This is a genomic window from Sorangium sp. So ce1014, assembly GCF_051521505.1.
Taxonomy (GTDB): domain Bacteria; phylum Myxococcota_A; class Polyangia; order Polyangiales; family Polyangiaceae; genus Sorangium.
Map to the genome: position 1 here is coordinate 10,225,633 of NZ_CP150356.1, position 21,633 is coordinate 10,247,265.

At 74.6% G+C, this 21,633-nt stretch carries 11 protein-coding genes; 2 read left to right on the forward strand and 9 right to left on the reverse strand.

What is annotated here, in order from left to right:
- Positions 1-165 precede the first annotated feature (165 nt).
- A complete protein-coding gene (locus WME75_RS38810; RefSeq protein ID WP_437481639.1) occupies positions 166-5,631 on the reverse strand; it encodes a hypothetical protein in 5,466 nt (1,821 codons plus the stop codon).
- 164 nt (positions 5,632-5,795) lie between these two features.
- A complete protein-coding gene (locus tag WME75_RS38815) occupies positions 5,796-6,707 on the reverse strand; it encodes a hypothetical protein (RefSeq protein ID WP_437481640.1) in 912 nt (303 codons plus the stop codon).
- A 796-nt stretch (positions 6,708-7,503) separates the two neighbouring features.
- Between WME75_RS38815 and WME75_RS38820 the strand changes: the two genes are divergently transcribed.
- Entirely contained in the window at positions 7,504-8,031 is a 528-nt protein-coding gene (locus tag WME75_RS38820) for a hypothetical protein (protein WP_437481641.1), read from the forward strand.
- A 129-nt stretch (positions 8,032-8,160) separates the two neighbouring features.
- Positions 8,161-9,174, forward strand: a complete 1,014-nt coding sequence (locus tag WME75_RS38825; protein WP_437481642.1) for a formylglycine-generating enzyme family protein — start codon at positions 8,161-8,163, stop codon at positions 9,172-9,174.
- Positions 9,175-10,305: 1,131 nt separating this feature from the next.
- Here the strand turns inward: WME75_RS38825 and WME75_RS38830 are convergent.
- The 7 genes from WME75_RS38830 to WME75_RS38860 form a co-directional block, all read right to left on the reverse strand.
- Positions 10,306-11,229 (reverse strand): formylglycine-generating enzyme family protein, encoded by a 924-nt coding sequence (locus tag WME75_RS38830; protein ID WP_437481643.1) that lies wholly within the window; start codon positions 11,227-11,229, stop codon positions 10,306-10,308.
- Between the two features lie 23 nt (positions 11,230-11,252).
- A complete protein-coding gene (locus WME75_RS38835; RefSeq protein WP_437481644.1) occupies positions 11,253-12,347 on the reverse strand; it encodes a PEGA domain-containing protein in 1,095 nt (364 codons plus the stop codon).
- Between the two features lie 297 nt (positions 12,348-12,644).
- Positions 12,645-13,055, reverse strand: a complete 411-nt coding sequence (locus WME75_RS38840; protein ID WP_437481645.1) for a PIN domain-containing protein — start codon at positions 13,053-13,055, stop codon at positions 12,645-12,647.
- Positions 13,039-13,341, reverse strand: a complete 303-nt coding sequence (locus WME75_RS38845) for a hypothetical protein (protein ID WP_437481646.1) — start codon at positions 13,339-13,341, stop codon at positions 13,039-13,041. The genes WME75_RS38840 and WME75_RS38845 overlap by 17 nt, the downstream gene beginning before the upstream one ends.
- A gap of 107 nt (positions 13,342-13,448) precedes the next feature.
- Positions 13,449-16,244 (reverse strand): hypothetical protein, encoded by a 2,796-nt coding sequence (locus tag WME75_RS38850; protein WP_437481647.1) that lies wholly within the window; start codon positions 16,242-16,244, stop codon positions 13,449-13,451.
- On the reverse strand, positions 16,241-19,609 hold the full coding sequence (locus WME75_RS38855) for a poly-gamma-glutamate biosynthesis protein PgsC/CapC (RefSeq protein ID WP_437481648.1): 3,369 nt from the start codon (positions 19,607-19,609) through the stop codon (positions 16,241-16,243). The genes WME75_RS38850 and WME75_RS38855 overlap by 4 nt, the downstream gene beginning before the upstream one ends.
- A gap of 79 nt (positions 19,610-19,688) precedes the next feature.
- A complete protein-coding gene (locus WME75_RS38860) occupies positions 19,689-21,500 on the reverse strand; it encodes a S53 family peptidase (RefSeq protein ID WP_437481649.1) in 1,812 nt (603 codons plus the stop codon).
- Positions 21,501-21,633: the final 133 nt, after the last annotated feature.

The window sequence follows — 21,633 nt, forward strand, 5'->3', positions numbered from 1 at the left end:
TCCGACGAGAAACCTCGTAGCTCGCCGAGAGTATCGTGGCGCCGGACAGCTGGGGAGTGACAAACCCGACGCCCCCCGGGCGTGGGGAGGGGTCGACGCCGTCTCCGCCGGGGCTGCGCAAGACCACGACGTGGACTGCACGCCTGGCCTACTTCACGACATGTCTTACGGGTCTTCCCACGAGGGCTCGACCGCGGGCCGCTCCCGCTCGATGCTCCCGCTCCCCTCCTCCTGCCGGTCGCGGAACGGGGTCGCGTGCGGCGGGAAGTCGCGGAGGCCGCGGCCGGCGGTGTAGTCGTAGCGGGCGAAGAGCAGCGCCGAGAGGCGGGGGGACGTCTCTGCGGGGCTCGGGAGGTCGAACAGGAACGTCCCTTCCGCGCCCAGCGACACGCGGTGTCCGCGCGAGATCCAGCTCCAGAACGTGAGCCCCGCGGTGAACGCGTCGCGCAGGAACGCCTCGTCGCGCGTCTCGTTCACGGGCCGGTAGCTCGCGAGCCAGCCGAGCTGGATCCACGGGAACAGCCCGCGGCCGGGGAGCAGGTCGAGATCGAGCGTCGCGTCGATGCGGTCGAGCGTCGACGGCACCGGGCTCAGCCGCAGCGACGTGCCCGCCGTGACGAGCGCGTCGACGAACGGCCGGTGCCGCAGGCGCGCGCCCAGCGAGGCCTGGGTCCGGTGCTCGGCGGCGTACGGGGTGAAGATGTCCTTGTCGGCGCCCGGGAGGCCCCGGAGCGACTCGTCGACCGCGAGCAGCGTGAAGCCTGCCCAGGGCGAGAGCGTGAGCTCGCCCAGCGGAATCGACCAGAACGCGCTCGCGCTCGCCCTGCCCCCCAGCGCGCCCCCGGCGCCCGGCTGGAGGACGAGGCGGCCGCTCAGCGCGACGCCGGGGACCCAGCCGCTCGAGCCGAGGTCGAAGCGGGCCTCGGCGCCGAAGCTCTCCGGCCCGTCGCGCAGGCGCCCGAACCCCGCGGCCGCGACCCAGGCGCGCCGCTCGATGAGCTCGCGGTGCACGTCGACGCCGAGCTCGAGGAAGCGGAGCGGCAGGCGGAGATCTTCCTCCGTGAGCTCGCTGTCGACGAGGCGCGCGTAGGCGCCGACGGAGAGCGGCCCCACGTCCGGGTCCTCTCCCACCGGGGGCGCCGGCCGGAGCGGCTCGCCGGCGGGCGCGAGGGGCGCGGGCGACGGCGGCGCGGGCGGCGGCACGCGCGGGCGGGGCGCGCCGGTGGCGACGGCGAGCTCGACGCGGAGGAGCGCCCTGCCCCCGGGCGAGGCGACACGCAGCACGTGCGGGCCCTCGGGGAGGACGGCGACGCGGGACTCGACCTCGCCGCCGAGCCAGAAGAACGGCTCGCGCGTGACGCCCAGACGGCGCGCCTCGCGGTCCTCGGAGGCGTCGAGGGCGATCGTCCCCTCCTCCAGCGCGCCGGGGGGGGCCGCGCCGGAGGGGGCCGCGCCGGGGGGGCCGCTGTCGGCCGCGACGTCGAGCGGTGTCACCGAGAAGCGCAGCTGGCCGGCGGGCGTGGCGGCGGTGACCTCGGGGTGGCAGGCCGGATCGCCGCCGTCCGCGAGCGCGGCGCGCGCGCGGGGCGTGGCGGCGCACTCGTAGGCGGCGCGGGCGCGGATGCGCACCACGGTCGGGCCGACGAACGCGAGCTCCAGGGGGCGGGCCGGGTCGATGTCGTTCCAGGTCGAGAGGACGCGGCCCGAGTAGGGCTGCGCTGCTCCGGCCGCCGTCGCGCGGATCCAGCCGAGGACGCTCTGATCCGCCGGAGGCCGCGCCTCGATGCGGTGGCTGCCCCTGGGCACCTGCACGACGCAGCGGCCGGTCATCGGCGCGGACGCCGCCGCCGGCGCGGACGCCGCGGAGCACGCCACCGGCGCGCCGTCGAGCGTGATCGAGAACGCGCAGGGGGTCTCGTCGTGGTCGAGCGCCCGGCAGACGCCGTCGAGCACGATCGCGCCCGGGGCGGCGCGATCGAGCCGGAACTCGGCGCGCGCGCCGTCGGTGATAAGGAGCGACGCCTCCGGCGCATCGATGAGCGCGCGGCGCACCCGCACGCGGAGCGGCAGATCGCCCTCGGCCCTGGCCCGGATCTCGAGCGTAGCGGTGCCGGCCGTGGCGTCGGCGCGCGGCGGCACGTTCCAGCCGGTCACCGGCGCCAGCCGCGCGAGGGCGGCCGGCGGGAGCTGGAGCGGCGGCGACGTCGCGGCCGGCGCCGAGCCGGCGGGAGGCGCGGCGGCCGGGGCGGCGGGCGCAGCCCCCTGGCCCGCGCCAGCCTCGCGGGCGGCCACCTGCACGGCGAGCTCGGCGAGCGCGAGGGCGCGCAGGGTGAGCCGCCGATCGGGCGCCGGGGCGGCGGCCGCCACGTCGGTGGCGAGGTTCGCGGCGCGGGAAAGCGCGGCGGAGGAGCGGTGGGCGAGCCCGATCCGGGTGAAGGCGTCGGCGGCGATCCGCGCCTCGCCGGAGCGCTCGGCGAGGAGGCCGAGCAGGAGCGCGTCCGCGCCCGAGCTGCCGCCCGCGGGGCCGGCGAGCAGCGCGACGCCGCGCCGCGGGTCGCCGGCGCTGCGGGCCGCGCGCGCGGTGGCGAGGGGCGCGCGGTCGTCGGGCAGCGGGAGCGGCGGCACGCGCGCGGGCAGGCCGAGCGCGACCGCCGGCGGGCTGCCCGGCGGCAGGGCGAACACGGTCGACGGCGGCGCGCCCGCGGCCGGCGCGCCGGGGAGCTGCCCGGCGTCCCCGAGGTCGTCCTCGGCGGCGCGATCGAGCGCGGCGAGCGCCGGAAAGCCGAGCGCGTCGAGCGCCTCCGCCCGCTGCGCGTGGAGCGCCGCGCGGGCAGGCGCGGCGCGGAGGGCGCGCGTGGCGCTCCGGATCTGGTCGAGCGTGCCGTCGACGGGCGCGCCGGGCGGCGGGCGCACCGGCCTGACGACGCGCGGCGCGGCGGGCGCGGCAGGGTGCAGGCGCACGGCGGCGCGGAGCAGCGCCGGCGCGGCGCTCTCGACGCGCAGCTCGCCCGCGCCGGCGGGGACGGGGATCTCGATGGATCCCGTGGCGCCCGCGCGCACCCAGGCCTCGTGGACGACGGCGCCGGCGCTCACGCGCAGCACGCGCGCTGCGCCGCCGGCTGCGGGCGGCGCGCCGGCGCCTGGGGCAGGCGCCCCCGTGGCTGCGGCCGGCGCCCCCGTGGCTGCGGCCGACGCACCCGTGGCTGCCGGCGGCGCGCCGGCGGCCTGAGGAGCTCGCCCCGTGGCGCCTTGCCCTTGCGCCCCGGGCGCTCGCGCCGCCTCGCCCATCACGGCGGCCGGCGCGAGGACGACGCGCGCCACCGTGGCGCGCTCCGGGTCGGGGAGCGCGAAGGTCACGGCGCCGTCGACCCAGGCCCACTGCACGATCTCGCGCAGCGACCGGCAGGGAGCGCGCCCGCTGCGCGGGATGCGCGCGAGCACCGGCGGCGCGTCCGCCGGCCGCTCGAAGGTGCGCACCCCGGGCGCCACCGCGACGACCGAGGTGAGCCCGGCGCCGCCGTGCACCGCGGCCGTCGTGCCGTCGATGAGCACCGACGACTCGGGGACCACCTCGCTCGCGGCGCTCCGGAGGAGCACCCGCGCGTGGGCGCCCGGCGGCGCCTCGACGTCGAGCTGCGCGCGCGGGGCGTCGAGGAGCGTCCAGCGGAGCCCGGACGCCGCGTTCACCTCGCAGAGCGCGTCCGCGGCGGCGCCCTGCGATGCGCCGGCTCCCCCGGGCGGCGGCGCGTCGCGCGGCGGCGCGATCGAGCTCCACGCGACGACGCCGTCGGGGATGTCGAGCGTGTCCCACGGGGCCTCGCGCGCCCAGGCGGTGCGCGCGAGCGGCGCCGCGCTCTCGATGTCGCCGTGGCCGAGCGCGTGGCGCTCGGCGAGCGGCGCGCCCACCGGCCGGCGGCCATCGAGCGGCGGCGACAGGGCTGCGCCGAGCGCGGACACGGCCGCGACGTCGTCCGGGTGCGCGCGATCGCCGGCGCGATCGCGCGGCGCGGCCGTCCCGGCGGGGCTGGACCGGGACGCGGCCCCGGCGCCGGTGCTCGCGCGCGCCGCCTCCCCGGCGGCCCCCGACCAGGGCGCGGCCCCGGCGCCCGGGTCGGCGTGCGCCGCGGCGAGCCGCGCGAGGGCGGCGCGCTGGAGGGGAACGGCGCTCGCCGCCGGCACGCCCTGCGCCGCCGCGTAGGCCTGCGCTGCGCGCGCGAACGCCGCGCCGGGAGAGGGCGCCCACCGGACCGCCTCGGTGAGGAGGAGCGCCCGGAGCGGCGGCGGCACGGCCGGCCGCGCGGCGAGATAACGCGCGGCCTTCGCGGCGTCCGGCGCGGCGGCCCGATCTGCGGCGGCGAGGAGCCGCGGCGCCTCGGCGTGGGCCGCGCGATCGCCGGCCAGCTCGCGCCGCGCCGCGCGATCGAGCAGCGCGGCGCGGTCGCGCTGCGGCGCGAGGAGCTCGGCGACGCCGGCGCGTTGCCGGTACCCGCTGGCGGCGACGGCGATCTCCCCCTCGATGACGTCGACGGTCGCCGCGCGCGCGTCGACCGGCAGCGGCACCCGGATCCACCGCGGCTCTCTCCAGCGCGCTGTGTCTGCGAGCCGCGGCCCGGTGCGCCAGGCGATCTCGCGCACGACGGCGCCGCCGGCGCGGACCACGACGCGCGTCGCCCCGTAGGCGCGCGGCCGGAGGGCGATGCGCAGCACGTCCGCGCCGGGCGCGTGGAGCCCGAGCCGCGCCCCGGCCCCGAGCGAGCGCCATGGCGTGGCGCGCTCGACGGCCGGGAGATCGGGACCTTCGCGGCCTCCGCGCAGCTCGACCTCCCGCGCGACGAAGTACGGCTCGACGAGCGGCCGGAGGAGCAGCGATTCCTCGAGGTAGCGCGCGGTGAGCCATGCGGCCGCGGCGGGCGCGAGGCGCGCCGGGGCAGGCGCGGCCTGCGCGCCCGCAGCGCCCGGCGCGGACGCCGTACCCGTGCTGCCCGGCGCGGCCAGCGCGGCGCGCGCGGCCTCGATCCACCGGAGCAGCGCGCCCGCCTCGCCCGGCGCGGAGGCCGGCGCGGGCGCGCGGCCGCCGAGCCACGCGGCGACGTCCTCGTCGAGGCGGTACCAGGCGAGCGGCGCGCTCTCCCGCGCGGCGACCCGCACCGCGACCGGCGTGCTCTCCGCGCCACGCGGGACGGCCGCCCGCACGGCGACGAAGCGCGCGCTCGACCAGGCCGGCACCGCGACGTCGCGCGCGCCTCCCTTGAGGGGCGGCAGCGGCATCCACGTGATCACGTCCGGCGTGTCCCCGACGCCGGAGCCGAGGCCGATGCCCGCGACCTCTCCGCGCACCTCCAGCCGGTCGCCGGGCTCCACGGGCACGAGGAGCAGCTGCTGTGTGGTGAGCGCGACCGGCCGGATCGGGTCGGCTGCGACGGGCGCGGCGCGCGTCCCTTCCGGAGCAGGCGCGCCCTGCTCCTGGCCGCCGGTCCACGAGACGACCCGCGCGCTGTCGGGGGCCACCCAGGCGAGCGGCTCTGCGGCCGCGGCCTCGCGTGCGCCCGGGGCCATGCCGAGGGCGAGCGCGAGCGCCGCGCCGAGCAGCGCGCGGCGGGCGGCGGACGCGGCCAAGGCATCGAGATCCACGGCGATTACCCTTGCACCATGCCCACCGTGCGCCCCGTGCGCCGTGGGCTATCGGGCTACCCGATTTCCGGCATCGAGCGCAAGCGCGCGATCGGCGAGCGCGCGGCGCGTCCTGCGCGGTAGCGGGGCGCGCCGCAGTCGCTGTAGGGGCAGCTCTCCGGGCCTTAGGGCAGGGGCCAGCGCCGTTCGCGCTTCAGCCGCTCCAGCAGCGCTGCGAGCGCCGTCCCATCGAGCTCGATGAGCGACGCCTCGTCGCTGGGCGACAGCGGGATACCGAGCACGTCGCACACGTCCCTCACGGCGTGCTGGAGCCCCTCGTTGCGTCCCTCGCGGAGGCCTCTGTCGCGGAGCGACTCCAGGCTCGCGTATCCCTCGCGCTGCAGCAGGTTGGTGAGTGTGGCCTGCTGGGCAGCGGCCCGCTCGTAGAGCGCCTCGACCTGCAGCGGGTTCTGCAGCACGCCGGGCGCGTGGAGCAGCTCTCCCGGGAGCGTGCGCCGCGGCGGCGCGCCGGGCGCGTGCACCTCGACGTGGCGCGGGGCTTCGAGGCGGACCACCCAGACCCAGCGCGTCCCGGCGGCCAGGAGGTCGTGGATCTTCTGCGCGAGGCTCGCCTCGTCCTCGCCGAGGTCGGCGTACTCGATGGCCAGCGCCGGCGCGCCCGGCACCCAGCCCGGCGACTCGGGCACGTTGCCCACGGCCACGTGCGGCGCGCGCAGCTGCTCGGGCGCGTTGCTGTAGCCTGTGTCGATGCCCGCCTCGCGGACGGCGGGATCCCAGGCGACGACCGTGCCGCCGAGCAAGTGGGCGCTCGAGGCACGTCCGCCGCTGGGCGAGCAGAAGATCGGATGTCCGTGCGACAGCTCGTACGGGTCGCCTGGCCGGACCTGAGCGGCGCGGAACGGCCCGCGCGGGTCGGGGCGCCCGGCGGCGAGGTCCGGCGCCGCGGAGTCCAGGCGAGGCGGAGGCGCCGTGGCCGGCGCGGGATCGAGGTGGACCGGCGCGGGGGCTCGGGTCGGTGCGGGGTCGGGCGGAGGGGCGAGGAGCTCTGGAGCTTGCACGGGATATTTGGGTCGCATGCAGTGGATTCCGGGCTCCCCGGCGGGCTGGTCACGGTTTCGCCCTCCGGCGAGCTCGGCGGGCTGCTGGCGGGCAGCGAGCAGGGGCGCGATGCAGAGGATTGGGGTGGCCCCATGACCCTGCGAAAAACGCCGCCAGGTGGCCCCATGAGGCTGCGAGCTGGCACAGACGCCGAGTCAGACCGAACAGAACTTTTCAGCGACGCTCCCCTCGGAGAAGCGGGCATCGTGATGCCTCTCGCGGTCGACGAGGGGGGATGACAGATCTGTCCAAGGGGGGCGACGACGATCTCGCCGTCTATTCGCGCGGGTCGCAGCGGCAATAGAACAAGGACGGTCGGACGCGAGCCGAGGGTCCCCGCCGGTCCTGACCCACGCCCCCTAACAGAAGGTGACGACGATGAATGTTCCTGTTCTTTCCTATCGATTTCTGGCCCGCTGCGCTCTCGGGATAGCCGCGCTCTGCCTCGGAGCTTGCGCTTCAGAGAGTGACCCGGACGACGGTTCGGGGTCGGGAGGCGCCGCGACCGGGGGGACGACGGGCACCAGCGGTCCCGCGACCGGAGGTTCGACCAGTGGTGGAACAGGCGTCGGAGGCGCCAGCACCAGCACCAGCGGAGCGAGCTCGGGAGGAGCCCTGAGCGGCGGCACCGGCGGAGGTGGCACCGGTGGCGCAGGCGAGGGCGGAGCAGCGACGGGGGGCACTCCGGTCACGAGCAGCAGCACCGGAACGGGTGGTGGGGGTGACGGCCTGCCTCCGACGGGAGAGAACTCGGTTGCGTACACTGGCTGCTCGATGGCCAACAACATCGGCACTGGCTACAAGCGCGTTGGCGGCAAGATCATGTGGAACGCGGACAGTTATCAGACGGGTGCCATGGTGGTCCAGAACTGGACAAACCCCAGCAGCTCTTCCTGGCAGCTCTTCGACCGGAAGATGGAGTCGATTGGAGGGAAAGACGTCGTCAAAGCCATCATGGTGCAGATCTGCATCCTGTCCCAGAAGGCGACCGACACAGAGCTCCGTGACATGGTCAACGCGGCGCGCCAGCACGTCAACCCGGGCACGCACATCTACATCGTGGGTCAGCCGGTCTACAACGCAGGACACGATTGCTTCATCGCGGGAGCAGGCGGCGCCGACTGGACTGACATGAAGGCACAACAGCTGGCCAAGGACTCGACCCTCAACGAGAACATGAGCTACCTCGGGAAGTTCATCCTCGACAATGACGCGGGCGAGGTCAGCGACGGCTGCCACGCCAGCAGCCCGAAGGGCGAGAACGTGCTGGGAGAGCAGGCAAAGGCGTTCTTCGGGGGCTGATCGGAGCACGGGTTGAGCGAGACCGAGCTGCGATGTCGACGGGCACGCGCCATGCGTACGGGCGCGCGCTCCGCTGGCGGAGCCCCGTGGCGAAGAGGGTTGATGATGAGGCACTTCAATGGATGACCTATGATTTCGCTTGCCCGTCCTCACCACACCGTCGGCATCGCATTCTTCGGGCTGCTGCTCTCGGCAGGTTGCACCTGCGGAGACGATGAAGGGACCGCGGCGGGCGAGACGATCGCGAAGGACCGAAGCAGCGGCCCCGCGGGCACCTGGGCTGGAACGGCGCCAAGTTGCACCGGGCTACCAGCGACCTGCGGGCCATCGGGGGACGAGGACTGCTGCAAGAGCTCGCTGGTCCCCGGCGGAGCTTTCGCTCGGAGCTACGACGGCGTGGACTATCTGGACCGGAGCTACCCGGCGACGGTGAGCGACTTCTACCTCGACAAGTACGAGACCACGGTGGGTCGGTTCCGGGCGTTCGTGAACGCAGGCATGGGCACGCAGGCCAGCCCGCCTGGGGATGGCACGGGCGCACATCCAAAGATCCCAGGCTCTGGCTGGAGCTCGGCGTGGAACACCAAATTGCCCCCGAACACGGCTGCCCTGAAGAGCGCCTTGAGTTGCTTTGTCCATCATAGCTGGACGGACACGGCGGGGAGCAACGAAAATAAGCCGATCAACTGCCTGGACTGGTACACGGCGTTCGCGTTCTGTGCGTGGGACGGGGGACGGCCGGCGACGGAGGCGGAGTGGAACTACGCCGCCTCCGGGGGCAGCGAGCACAGGTACTATCCGTGGTCGAAGCCAGCGACCTCTACGACAATCGATGACAGTTACGCGGTCTATTGCGGCGGCACCTGCAGCCTACAGAACGTCGGATCGACGTCGCCCAAAGGCGACGGGAAGTGGGGTCAGTCCGACCTGGGCGGGAACGCGTGGGAATGGATGTTGGACTGGGACCCGGTCCAGTACCCGGTGCCGTGCCATGACTGTGCTGCTGTGACAGCAGGCTCCTACCGGGCTTTCCGGAGCGGCAGCAACGACGAGCTCGCCCCGACCCTGCGGTCAGCCACCCGCCACGTCTACTACCCCGAGCACCGGGGCAACATCGGGTCGCGCTGCGCAAGAACCCCTTAGGGCCTCTCCGTGGAGTCTGTGGGTGCATGGTTCGAGCAAGGGCACAACGACTTGCGAATCCGCCGGAGGGTGCCCAGCCGTCCAGCCCCGCTACGCGGCTGGGCGCAGCGCCGGGTGCATCCGCTGGTTCGGCCGTCTACTCCAGCACTTTGGTCGCTGAAGCGGTGGCGGAGCCCACCCATTCGCAACGGGAAGCCGGAATTTAACGCAAAGGCGCAAAGGCGCCAAGACGCAAAAAGGCAAGGAAAGGTGGGGGAAATCATTCCTGCAATCCGTTGACCACGGAGCAGCCCCGGGCCTCCACGGCTGCGATGCACCTCGATCGCAGCGTCGACGGCGATCGTAGCCATCTCATTCTCGTTCATTTTCGCTCCGTCGTTTTGCGCCTTTGCGCCTTTGCGTTGAATTCTGGCTGCTCCGCAGAATATGCGCTGTGCGTGCGGATAACGTCTCGGTCAGTTGGCGCCGAATCCGGATTTCTGGGCAGCGTGGCCGCGTGGACGCCGTCGTGTGAGACAGGTCGCGCCCTGCTCGCTCGCGTCCAGGTCCTCGCTGAGCTCCGGCCCGCTGCGCGGGCGCCTCCGGCGACTGTTGAGGGGCCTCCGCGCGGTCGAGCCTCCGGCATCGCCCGAGGCGGCGCGGTCGAGCCGGAACTCGGCGCGCGCGCCGTCGGTGATGAGCAGCGACGACTCCGGCGCGTCGACGAGCGCGCGGCGCCCCCGCACGCGGAGCAGCAGCTCGCCCTCGTCGCTGGCCCGGATCTCGAGCGTCGCGACCGCCCTCGGGGCACCCGAAACGGTCTCGGGGACCGGTTCGACCGCCCTCGGGGGACCAGAAACGGTCGCGAGGGACCGGTTCGACCGCCCTCGGACACCAGAAACGGTCGCGAGGGACCGGTTCGACCCCCCTCGGGGCACCGGAAACGGCCGCGAGGGACCGGTTCAACCGCCCTTCCGAGCTGGCAACGGGCGGCGGGTACGACCTGGCTGGTCCTCGCTCTGCCGGTGCCCCCGCTTTGACTTTGCCGCAGGCGCACCTGGCCAGTGATCTCAGCCGCGTGCCCACGGGGCGCCAGGCTGCCTACTAGCCCTGTCCGATGTACCGGCAGGAGTGCTAGATGCGGTGAGCCCGCTACTCGTCCCGCGCGCAGCGGACACCGTAAAAGGACAACGTCCTCTCCGGCAGCTCGCCGATGCGGTACGTCGGACTGAGCGCCTCCTCGGGGTGGGAGAACGCCCCTCCGCGGGAGCCCCTCCCGAAGCCTCCGTCGCTCAGGGCCGCGCAGTTGCTGCACGTCCCCGTCAGATCGGCGTGGTAGTCGAGGACCCACTCGAACAAGCTCCCCGCCAGATCGGACTGCTCCCATCTCCCGTCCCCCGCCGGGGACTTGGACCCGACACCCGGGATCGGGCACACCGTCGTCGTGGTCTCGCAGCCGAACACGGCCAGCTCCTGGCTCGGGGCCTCTTCTCCCCACGGATAGACCCGATGCTGGTTCCCCCCGACGGCAGCGTAGTTCCACTCCGCCTCCGTGGGCAACCGGCCCTCGTCCCAGGCGCAGAAGGCGAACGCGAGATACCAGCTCACGCAATTGATCGGCGCCGCCTCATTGCCGGTGGGCTCGTCGGTCCACGTCCGGAAATTTTCGTCGCATTGCAGTGAGGCCCGCAGCTCGTCCTTCCCCACGGGCAAGCCCGCATCCCATGCCGGGTCCCAGCCGCTGCCCTCGATGAGCGGGTGCGCGCCCGCGCCCGCCTTCGGCCGGGTCGCCGGGTACCCCGCGACGAACTGCCGGAACCGCCCCACCGTCACCTCGAAGCGATCGAGGTGAAAATCGGCCACCGTGGCCGGAAAGCGCGCGTCGTTCAGGCGGTTGAACTGGCCGCCCACCACCTCGCTCTCCGCACAGCAGCTCTCGCCGGCCGCCGGACCGCAGCTGGGCGCGACCTGTTCGCAGCGCGGCACCACGAACACGTTGGGCTCCACGTCAGGGATACACGCGCCCCCGGCGACGAGCGAGCTCGCGATCGCGGCCAGAGACCTGAAGAAATGCATTCGCACGCTCTCCCCTGTGCGCATCAGAAGCTCCCGGAGATGCTGGCGCCGGCGCCGGAGGGCGCGATCCAGGGCAGCGCGACGGCTCCCTGCGCCGGCGCAGGCTCCTTCTCGCCGCCCGACCGGACGATCCCGTAGACCGCAACCCCCATCGCGACGAGCCCCGCGCCGCCGAGGCCGACGAAGAGGCCGAGATCGCGGTTCTTGCGCGCATTGTCGGCCGCGAAGTCATAGCCGGGCTTGCAGTACGTCCCGCCCGGGACCTCGCGGCAGTTCTCGCGCAAGGCGCTGATCGCGGACAGATCATCGATCAGGAACCCGACCGACGCGCCGACCAGGGCGATCCCGGCGGCCCCCGAGACCCAGGCCCAGGCGGGGACGCCCCCGCCCGGCGCGTCGCTCGCCTTCGCGGGCGCCGTCGCGGCGCCGGCCGCGGCCGCCGGCCGCAGCGTGAGCGCGACCGTCTCCGTCTGGCCCTCCGCGAGCGTGATCGCGCGGGTCTCCGTCTGGTGCCCGGGGGCGCTCGCGCGGATCTCGTGCGGACCTGGATCGATCGGCAGCGGCTCGCCCAGCGCGGCCGCCGGGAGCGTCGTGCCGTCGCGCTGCACCTCCACGCCGGAGGGCGCGCTTTCGACCACGACGCTGAGCTTCGGCACGCGCGGCTCGAGTGCCGCGATCTCCTTCTGCGCGATCGCCTCGAGGCTCCGCCGCCGCTGCTCCCCCGCCGTTTCCCGGTTCAGGACGAGGGCGCGCTGATAGTCGTGCCACGCTGTCGCGACCTTGCCTTCGCGCTCGTGACACCGCGCGAGGTTGATCATGGTGCTCGCGGAGGGGTTGAGCGCGAGGCTCGCCTCGAACTTCGGGCACCCCGCCGCATAATCGCCCTTGTCAACCAGCGCGCGCGCGGCCTTGAAGAGCGCCTCGGCGGCCACCGGGTCACGCGCGGGCTCCTGGGCGCGCGCCGCCGAGCCGCCGAGGATGACCGCCACGGCCGACGCGAGCCCGGCGACAGCGCTCCTGCCCGGCGTGAGACCCGCACCACGGCGGGCGTCGGCGATTGGGGTGCTCGGCGCCGCGAGGGGGCCTCTCCCGAATGGGCTCGTTGTCGTTTCCGCCATGTGTGCTCGTTCCGCTGCGGCGACCCCGGGGCCGCGCGGGGAAACCCTACAGCAAACGCCGCCGAATGACCAACTTGTCAATGATCCAGCGAGGATTCGCTTGACGCGAAGAGCGTCGAGGCCGGACGCGCGCTGGACGGCGGGGTGCGAGAAGGCCCCTGTGCCACGATATCAAATAGCGTTGTAGCTGCCGCGGGCAATGACGCGCGAAGGACTATCGCTCGACATCGACCACGAGCAGCGTCGGCAGGATAAACGCCCGGGGCGAGGCCGAATCTCCAGATGACCCGCCGACGGTCAGGACCGATCTGCGAAGATACCGGTGACCACCAGGCCGTGCGCGCGGAACAACGGGCTGGTTTCGCGCTCGGTCGTGACCATCTCTTCCGCGCCGAGCGCGAGCGCCGCGGCGACGTGCAACGCGTCCATCCCAGCCAGGCCATGCTGCGAGGCCAGAGCGAACGCCTGCGCCGAAAGCTCGGCGGAAAGCGGTGCCCAGGCGCAGACCGCGGAGAAGAAAGTCTCGTAGAATGCGACCTCTTCCGTGCGGCGGAAGTAGAGCGGCTTCGGCAGCACCTCCAGCTTCAACAATGCACTGGCGACGAACTCTCGCCTTGGATCGTCGAGGACCGAGAGCGCGCGCTCTGCATGCTTGCCAGTACCTCGCGCCGCGACGATCAGGACCCCCGCATCAACGAAGGTGCGCATCGCCTCCCAGCTCCAGCGCCGCGATGCCGCCCCGGCGCTCGGCCAGCTCCTGGCGGACGCCGGCCTCGTCGAGCAGCGGCTCCCCCGAGCGCTCGATCCGCGCCCGGATGGCGCGCAGCCTGCTACCAAGCGTACCGAGCGCCTCACCCCCTGCGCTCACATCGATCGCGTGGCTGCTCCCCTGCGCCTCCACCGCCGCTTGAGCCACGATGCGCTCGGCCAGCCGCAGGCGGTCGGCCAACGGCAGTCCGCGCACGTGCTGCTCGTACACGTCGTCAACGTTCATGTCGGCCCCTCGTTTGCGTTGCCCTCGGCTCCTGCTCCGGGCCACGGGAAGCCTACCCTACCGCGCTGCCCTGCGCCCGGAAGCCCCCCGCTCCACCCGAGCCCGCCTCACGGATCGTCCTCCACCCACAGCCGCGGCCCGTTGTCCCGGCCCGGCGCCCGCTGCCCGACCAGCACCGCCCCGACCCACACCGCCTTCGCCGGCTCGCCCGCGTCGCCCGCCTGCGGCCCGAGCAGCGACAGCCGCACCACGCGCTCTCCCGGCGCGAGATCGTCGCCCAGCCGGATCACCCCGCGCCCCACCCCGTCCGTGCCGCGCCGGTCCGTCGCCGCCTCCCACAGCGTCGCGCGCGTCAGATCGCCGCCCCGGCCCGCCAGCACGCCGTCCGGGATCGTCACCCGCCGGAAGAACGCCGCCTCCCGCGACGCGGGCTTCGCCCCCTCGAACCGGTAGCGGATGCGGTAGTCCGCGTTCTCCCCGGGCGTCACGACGAACAGCACGAGGTGCAGCGTCTCGCCCGCCCCCTGCTTGAACCGGTACGTCATCGGCCGGGCGCGCGTCAGCTCGAACACGTCGCGCCGGCGCACGATCGCCCCGCCGTTCGCCGGCGGCGCGTCCGTGTACGCCGCCCCCGCGTCACCGAGCCCCTCGATCTCGACCCGGCGCGTGCCCGCCGGCGCCGCCACGCGCAGCGCGCCCGACAGCGCCACGATCGGCTCCTTCAGCGCCACCTCGCCGTCCACGCGCACCGCGACCTCCTTGCCCAGCGACGCGCGCGCGGCCCGGTAGATGACCGACAGCCGGCCAGCCCGCGCCCCCTCCCCGTCCACGCGCACGTCCTTCGCCACGAGCAGCGGCGTCCACGCGTCGCCCGGCGACGGCTCCCCCGCCGACTGCCACGCCGGCATCAGCAGCCGCCGCCGCACCGGCGCATGCTCGGGGGTGAGGGTCCGCTCCGGGCGATCCGCGTCCGACCTCGCGCCCTCCCCCGACCGCTCGATCCGCACCTGCTCGCGAAGATCCGAGAAGCGCTCCTTCCGCTCCAGATCGTCGAGGTTGGCCGCGCGCACGTCGGTCCACGTGCTCACGTCGAACGGCGCGTAGCGCCACGTCTCGTCCTCGGCCAGCGTGACCCGGTAGGGCAGCCGGTACAGCGTCTCGTTCACGCCCGGCTCGATCGTGCGCAGCCGCACGCGCGTCCTCGCGTCCCCCGTGATCTCGATCCGCTCCACCCCCTCCGGCGGCCGCAGGATCGCGAGCCGCGGCTCGGACGCGTCGAGCCCGTCGTTCCACCACTCGAAGCGCGATCGCGGGAGCGTCACCTTGAGCTCGGCGCGCTCGGTCGGGCCCGGCCCCCACCGCGCCACAACCGTCGCGTCACCCTGGTTCGCGCCGCCGGTCGTCTCGACCTCGGTCCGGATCAGCAGCCCGAGGAGCTCCTGCCCGGGCGCCATCCGCGCGATGACCGGATCGCTCGGATCCAGCGCCAGGTAGCGCACGAGGCGCACGTCGGGCGGCGTCTGGAGCCGCACCGGCGCGGCCTGCGCGACGCCGGGAGCGTCCGCGGCAGGCCCCGGCGCCGCGCCGGGAGCGTCCGCCGCCGGCTCCGGCGCCGCCCCGGGAGCGCCCGCCGCCGGCTCCGGCGCCGCCCCGGGAGCGTCCGCCGCCGGCTCCGGCGCCGCCCCGGGGCCGCCCGCGGGCGCGGGCATCGCCGGATGCACGATCTCGCCGATCTGCTGCATCGCCTGCGCCTCCGGCGCGCCGAACCGCACGCCGAAATCCGGGCCGACCCCGTCGATCACCACCGTCCGGATGTCCTCGCGCGACAGCCGCACCGTCGCCCGCCCGAGCGGGCCGAGCGCGACGCTCGCGGGCGCGCTCGCGCCGTCCGCGACGCGCACCGTGCGGCCCGGCGGGCCCTCGATGTCGAGCGACAGCGGGCCGCGGAAGTTCAGCGCCGCCGCGTGGCGCTCGCCGACCACGAACTCGGACGCGCCACGGCCCTCCGCCCGCGGGAACGGCATCCGGAACCGCCGCAAGAGCAGCCGCGACATCTCGTAGTCGATGCCCTCGCGGCCCCCGGCCTCGAGCCGACGCGCCCAGCCCCGGAGCAGCTCCTTCCGCGCCGGCTCCGGCAGGTCGGCGAAGCCGAGCGCCGACACCCGGCGCCCCAGCTGCCGCCGCTCCTCGGCGTCGAGGCTCTGCTCGTAGAGCGCGCGCGACGTCTCGCTGCGCTGGTAGCGCCCCTCCAGCCGCGACAGGATCGTGAGCTCGATCGGCTTGCCGTCGCTCCCCACCGCGGGCTTCGCCCGGAGCCGCACCTGCCCGCCCTGCGGGAGCACGTCGTGCGTGATGAGCAGCGTCGAGCGCGGATCCGCCACCGCGCCCCCGCCGCGGTCGAGCCGCGCCGCGTACTCGCCCTCGCCGAGCGGACGATCCGGATCGCAGCTGACGCGGCTCTCCAGGTCGTAGACGTGCCGCGCGACCTCCTTGCCCCGCTCGTTCACGAACGCCGCGACGAAGCCGTAGGGATAGCGCCTCGCGGAGTCGCAGACGTCGGCCTCCACGGCCGCCCAGGTCGTCACCTCCACCGCGTCGATCTCGGCCGGGATCTTGATCGCGAGGTCCCGCTCCGGCTCGATGTGGTAGGCGAGGATCTCGTCCTCGGCCGGAAGCGAGCTCCCCAGCGGCGGCGCGCCCGGCAGGAGCGAGAGCGCGAACGCCGTCACCCCGAGCAGCGCCATCGCGATGAGCCAGCGCGGGTTCAGCGCCTTGCGCGGCGCGCCCACCCGCGCGCGGAAGCCCCCCGTCGCCGAGCGCGCCCGCAGCGGCGGCCGCGCGGGGCGCGGCGGGGCGGGCGCGTCGTGGCTCGCCGGCTCGCGGCGCTTCGCCGGGGCGGTCACGGGGTCGCCTCCTGCGGGGCCGCACCCGGCGCCGCCGACCCGGACGCAGGCGCCGCAGACCCGGACGCAGGCGAGCCCGAGGCCGCCGCGCCCGGCGAGCCCGCCCCGGCCGCCTCGACCCTGAGCGCGCTCGTGCCGATGGTGACCGCGCGCCGCAGCCGCACGCCGCCGGGGACCGCAACGCCCGGGATCGCGACGAGCGCGCCGTCGATCGGCAGGAGCTGCGCCTCCCCCGGCCGGGCCGCGATGACCCACGGGCGCCCCGTGATCACGTCGCGCCCGATCTCCACATGACACCGCCCCTTGACCTGCGCCGAGAAGTGCTCCCTCAGGTAATACGGGTTCCGCTCGGTCGTGTAGCGACGGAAAACCTCCATCGCAGCGAAGAGATCGCACCCCGCCGTCACGCCCCGGGTCGGGCACGCTTCGTCCCCGCTCGCGCCCGCGCCCGCGCTCCCCGCGCACGTCGCGAGCGCCTGCGCGCGCCCGGCCACGTCGAGCGGCGCGGGCGCCACGCCGAGCCGCGTGAGCCGCGCCTCGAGGCGCGTCTCCCCCTGCCCCGGCGCGGCGAAGCGCCGCAGCTCGAAGAAGCGCCGGATCGCGCTGCCCAGGTACACGATCGCGAACCGCCCCTCGGCGAACCGCTTCGCGTAGGCCATCGCCATGTCCGTCGCGCCGCTGAACGGCACCTGCTCGCGCGTGCCGTCGAAGATCCCCACGCGCAGCTCCAGATCGCCCAGCGTCTCCAGCAGCGGCCCCGCGAACGTGGGCACGTGCTCCGGCCGCACGACCTCGTACCCGAACGAGATCACCGCGTCCCGCTCGTAGGTCCGATCCGCCTCGATCGCCTGGACCGACAGCGCGTTGCCGCCGTCCCCGATCCAGACCTCGTGCGCCCGCTGGAAGAAGCTGCGCAGCCCCTCGGCGCGCCGCACGTCGGCGGCGCCGTTCGGCTCCGCCGTGGGCACCGCCCCCGCGAGCAGGAGCGACTGCGCCGAGAGCGCGTCGGCGAGCGCGAGCCCCGCGCCGAACACCCCGATCTGCCACCGCGGCGCGGGCACCTCCACGAGCATCGCGCCCGTGAGCGGCGACCTCACCGCCCCCGGCGACGGCGACACCGGCAGGACGCCGCCGATCGAGGACGCCGGGCCCGCCGCTGGGCCCGCGCGCGGCGGCAGCGTGGCCGGATTCGCCAGCACGAGCCACGCCGGGTTGCCGCGGCGCTCCGGGCCGCCCTCGGCCGGCCCAGGCTCGGCGATGCCCCACGCCGCAGGCGCGGCGTCGCTCCCGCCGATGCGGATCTCGCGGAAGCCGAGGCGCCCGAGGATCGCCCGCTCCCACGCGGTCGGCGGCGTCGCGCTGGCGGCGCCGCCGGGGCGCGTCGCCGCCGCGATCAGCCGCGGCGCCACGACGCTGTCGAACAGCCGCAGCTCCTCGATCGACGGCGGGCGGAACCGGCCCGGCTGGACCTCCGTCAGCGACACCATCCGCTTCGCGAGCTCCTCCTCGAGCGTCCCGCTCCAGCGCACGACCTCCGGCGCGCCGAGCAGGCGCGCGCCGACCGCCTCCGCCACGTGGCGCGGCACCCGGAGGCGCGGCGCGTCGGCGAGGAGCGTTGGCTGCTCGGCCGCCGGTCGGAACCTCATCGCCGTCTCGGCGCCGAGCCCCTCGCCGATCGACACCACCGGCAGCCCCGCCGGCGTGCCCACCACGCTGAGCTCCGGCCCGTCGCCGCCGCCCGGCTCGACGATCAGCACCTGGGGGTTCTCCAGAGCCTCGATCATCGCGGCCGCGAACGCCTCGTCGTGCCGCCGGATCGCGCCGTGGCGCGACAGCAGCACGACCCCCGCGGCGTCGAGCAGCTCCGCGACCCGGAGCGCCACCGCCGGCAGCGCCGAGCCGACCTCGGTGGGCGCCGCCAGCACGAGCCACTCGGGCGAAGGCCCCGCGCTCCGGCCGGCGCGCTTGCGGATCGCCGCCCGCGGCGCGCTCGGCGTGTCCTCGGGATCGTCGAACCGGGCGCTCAGGACGTACCACGGCCGATCGCCGTCGCCCTCGCGCACCACCGAGAGCCGCGCGCGCTCCGCCACGCCGAGGACCTCGTCCGCCGGCCGGCCGTCGAGCAGCACATTGCGCGCGAGCCGGTGGGCGATCCGCCGCGACTCGATGTCGGCAGCGATCGCGGCCGCCCTCGGGCGCGGGCCGGGCCGCGGCGCCGTGTCCGAGAGCACGAGCGCCAGCGCGGCGCTCTCGATGCGCGGCGGCGGACGGGCCTCGGCCGCGGGCGGCGGCGGCGCGCTGCCCCAGCCGAGCGCGACGAGCGCGTAGCCGACCCCGTTGCCGACGAGGAACGCCGTGAGCGACACCTGGAGCGTCGGCATGATCACGATGCCGACGTGCTCCTTGTTCCACATCTTCACGGCGAGCAGGCTCGGGAGCAGGTAGCCGAAGCCGAAGTAGTCGATCATCTGCAGCCCCGGCGCGAACCGCACCATGGCGAAGCCGAGCGCCATCTTCAGGACGAAGCCGAGCACGTACACGAAGATCATGCGCCTCGGCCCCACGAGCAGCATCCGGGAGAAGGGGCGGACCGAGATGATCCAGCGCGAGAGGTAGTAGACGACCAGCGCCTCGATCGTCGTCGTGAGCAGCTTCGTCGGCTCGTACCAGGCCACGGCGAGCAGGCCGGGCACGAGGATGCCGTTGTAGTCCCACCCGTAGCGGACGTTGTTGCGGGCGCCGAGCAGCGCGCCGATGACCAGGATGATGTGGGCCTTCGGCAGCTCGAGGAACTCGAGCGACAGGCTCTCGTTGAGGACCTGGAAGCGCGAGACCGAGAGGTTCGTCGTCCGGAGCAGCACGCCGAGCACGAGCGCCGTCAGCGCCGTGACGACCGCGAGCCGCGGCGCCGCGCGCAGGAGGCCGCTGTTCCAGAAGGCGTTCGCGATGAGCGGCACGAGCACGAGCCCGATGCTGTAGAGCTCCCGCGAGTGCACGAAGTCGTAGCGCGCCGAGACCTCGGGCACGACGAAGCCCTCGACGAAGAGCCGCACGATCACCGCGCCGACGATGAAAAGGTAGAACCGCTCGCGCCCGAACGCCGTGGACCAGGCGCCCGTCCGGGTGATCCAGCGGCCGATCAGCGCGACGAACAGGTACGTCACGATCGACTCCGCGATGATGAACACCGCGGTGACCGGCGCCGCGAAGAACACCGTCGCGAGGTAGCCGGGCACGACAAGCCCCGCGTACGTCCAGCCGAGCGTCTCGGTGAAGAGCGTCCCGAAGACGAGCCCGATCAGGACCGCTGCGTGGAGGCTTCGATCGAGCCCGTTCGGTGGGAAGAGCGGCAGGTTCTCGAGCATGCGGCGGGGCGGCGGGACGGCGGCGTGCGGTCGGATCGGGCCGGCGCGCGGCGCCGCCCGGGTCCGGCGAGCGGCGCCGCTACGGCAGCGTGGTGGCGAGGCCGATCGCGCTCGGCGCGCCCCAGCCCGTCGGGTAATCCCAGCCGGGCCCCGCGGCAAAGAACTCCGTCTCGCCGCTCACGATGTCGCGGAACGTCGCCTGCACGTCGGGGGTCGTGTAGAGGATCGAGTTGAGGAACCCGACGCGCGGCAGGCCCTGCGCCTCGCGGTAGCTGTTCACCACGGCGATGATCCCCGCGAACGCGGGCGCCGAGAACGACGTCCCGCCGTAGCGCTTCCACTCGCCGAGGTAGTAGACCCAGTACGGGGCCGGCGAGAGCGCGGCGTGCATCGCCACGTCGGCGACCGCGCGCTTGCCGTCGGAGCCCTCCACGACCCCGACCTGCCAGGACGGGATCGGGAACGAGAGCGTCGGGCCGGAGCCGGAGCCGGACCAGACGACCTCGCTCTCGACCTCGCCGTTCCGGGTGAGCCAGAGCGACGTCCCGCCGACCCCGGTCACGTACGGGCTCGCCGACGGCGTGTCGGTCTGCGCCGAGTCGCCGGTCGCCGCGACGACCGTGATCCCGAGCGCCGCCGCCATCCGCGCCGCGTGGTGGTACTGGAGCCGCACGGCCGGCGGCTCGGAGTCCTCGCGGTGGGCGAACGAGTCCGTGATGACCGACACCTCGCCGCGGGCGATCGCCTCGTTGAACGTGTAGACCATCGACGTGTTGCGCGCGTCGGGCCCCTGATACACCACGAGCTCCGCGCCCGGCGCGAGGCTCCCCGACCACGCCACGTCGAGCGTCGACTCCAGGTAGCGCGTCGCGACGGGCTCCATCGTCACGACGACCTCCGGGTTCGCCCGCTGCACGCCGAGCGCGCGCCAGAACGACTGGAGGTCCCTGTACTTGAAGGTGGCGCCGACCGTGACCCCGAGCTTCACGCCCTGGCCCGTGAACCCGAGCTCGTAGAGGTCGTCGAGGTCGTACGCGCCCGCGATCTGCGCGGGGGTCATCCCCCGATCGACGTCGGCCGGCGGATCCGGCTCGATGCTGCCGCCCTCGGGCGAGAGCGGGTTGGTGCTCGCCGCGAGATCCGCCGTGATGATGCCGGTCGTGCGGTCGGACACCCACGTCGGCACGGTGAGCTTTCCGAGGCTGCCGTAGACGTCGAACGGGGGATTGCCCGCCTGCGGGTTCTCCCGCTCGAAGACCCGGAGCTCCGTCTTGAAGGCCTCGTTGAACTGGGCCACCGTGCCGGTGAACTGGATCAGCAGCCGGTTCGTGGCCGTGAAGTTCACCGTGAGCCCTTGCTCCTCGAGCCAGAGCTTCACGAGGTGCACGTCGAGCTCCCGCGGCGCGTGTGCCGCGATCCACGCGTCGGGGGTGAGGTACTGGCGGAACCGCGGGCTCGCCGGGTCGTAGATCTCCTCGATCGCCAGGTCGAGGAGCCCCGCGTTGCGGATCGGGAAGCCCATCAGCGCGCGGACCACCTCGTCGCCGCCGGCCGTGCCCTTGTCGTCGTACACGCCCGGCAGCGGGCTCGGGATCCCGTCCACGGCCTCGGCGGGCTCGATCTCTTCCTCGGTGAAGTCGGGCAGCTCCTCCGGCAGCGCGACCCCGCCGGCCCCGCCGCCGCCGTCCGCCGTCGCGCCCCCGCCGCCGCTCCCGGACACGGCCCCGCCGCTCCCGGACACGGCCCCGCCGCTCCCTGTCGCGCCGCCCGCGCCGCCCGCGCCGCCCTCGCCGCCCGCGCCCCCGCCGCCCGATGGATTTGCGAGCTGTGGATCCGATTCGCAGCCACAGCTCGAGGCCGAGAAGGCCACGCTGTTGGCGAGAACGAACAACCCGAGGACAGGAGCGGCCCGGAGAACAGATGAATTGCGGCGCATAACCAGGAGGGATTCAAACCCCTTCCGACAGGCCGATCCAGCCCAATCGTCCGCGTGCGCTGACGTCGCATCACACGGACGCCGCCCG

Coding starts and splice junctions, on each gene's coding strand:
- WME75_RS38855 (WP_437481648.1), bottom strand. CDS start 19,609: ATGCTCGAGAACCTGCCGCTCTTCCCACCGAACGGGCTCGATCGAAGC.
- WME75_RS38845 (WP_437481646.1), bottom strand. CDS start 13,341: ATGAACGTTGACGACGTGTACGAGCAGCACGTGCGCGGACTGCCGTTG.
- WME75_RS38840 (WP_437481645.1), bottom strand. CDS start 13,055: ATGCGCACCTTCGTTGATGCGGGGGTCCTGATCGTCGCGGCGCGAGGT.
- WME75_RS38815 (WP_437481640.1), bottom strand. CDS start 6,707: ATGCGACCCAAATATCCCGTGCAAGCTCCAGAGCTCCTCGCCCCTCCG.
- WME75_RS38830 (WP_437481643.1), bottom strand. CDS start 11,229: ATGCATTTCTTCAGGTCTCTGGCCGCGATCGCGAGCTCGCTCGTCGCC.
- WME75_RS38820 (WP_437481641.1), top strand. CDS start 7,504: ATGGCCAACAACATCGGCACTGGCTACAAGCGCGTTGGCGGCAAGATC.
- WME75_RS38835 (WP_437481644.1), bottom strand. CDS start 12,347: ATGGCGGAAACGACAACGAGCCCATTCGGGAGAGGCCCCCTCGCGGCG.
- WME75_RS38825 (WP_437481642.1), top strand. CDS start 8,161: ATGATTTCGCTTGCCCGTCCTCACCACACCGTCGGCATCGCATTCTTC.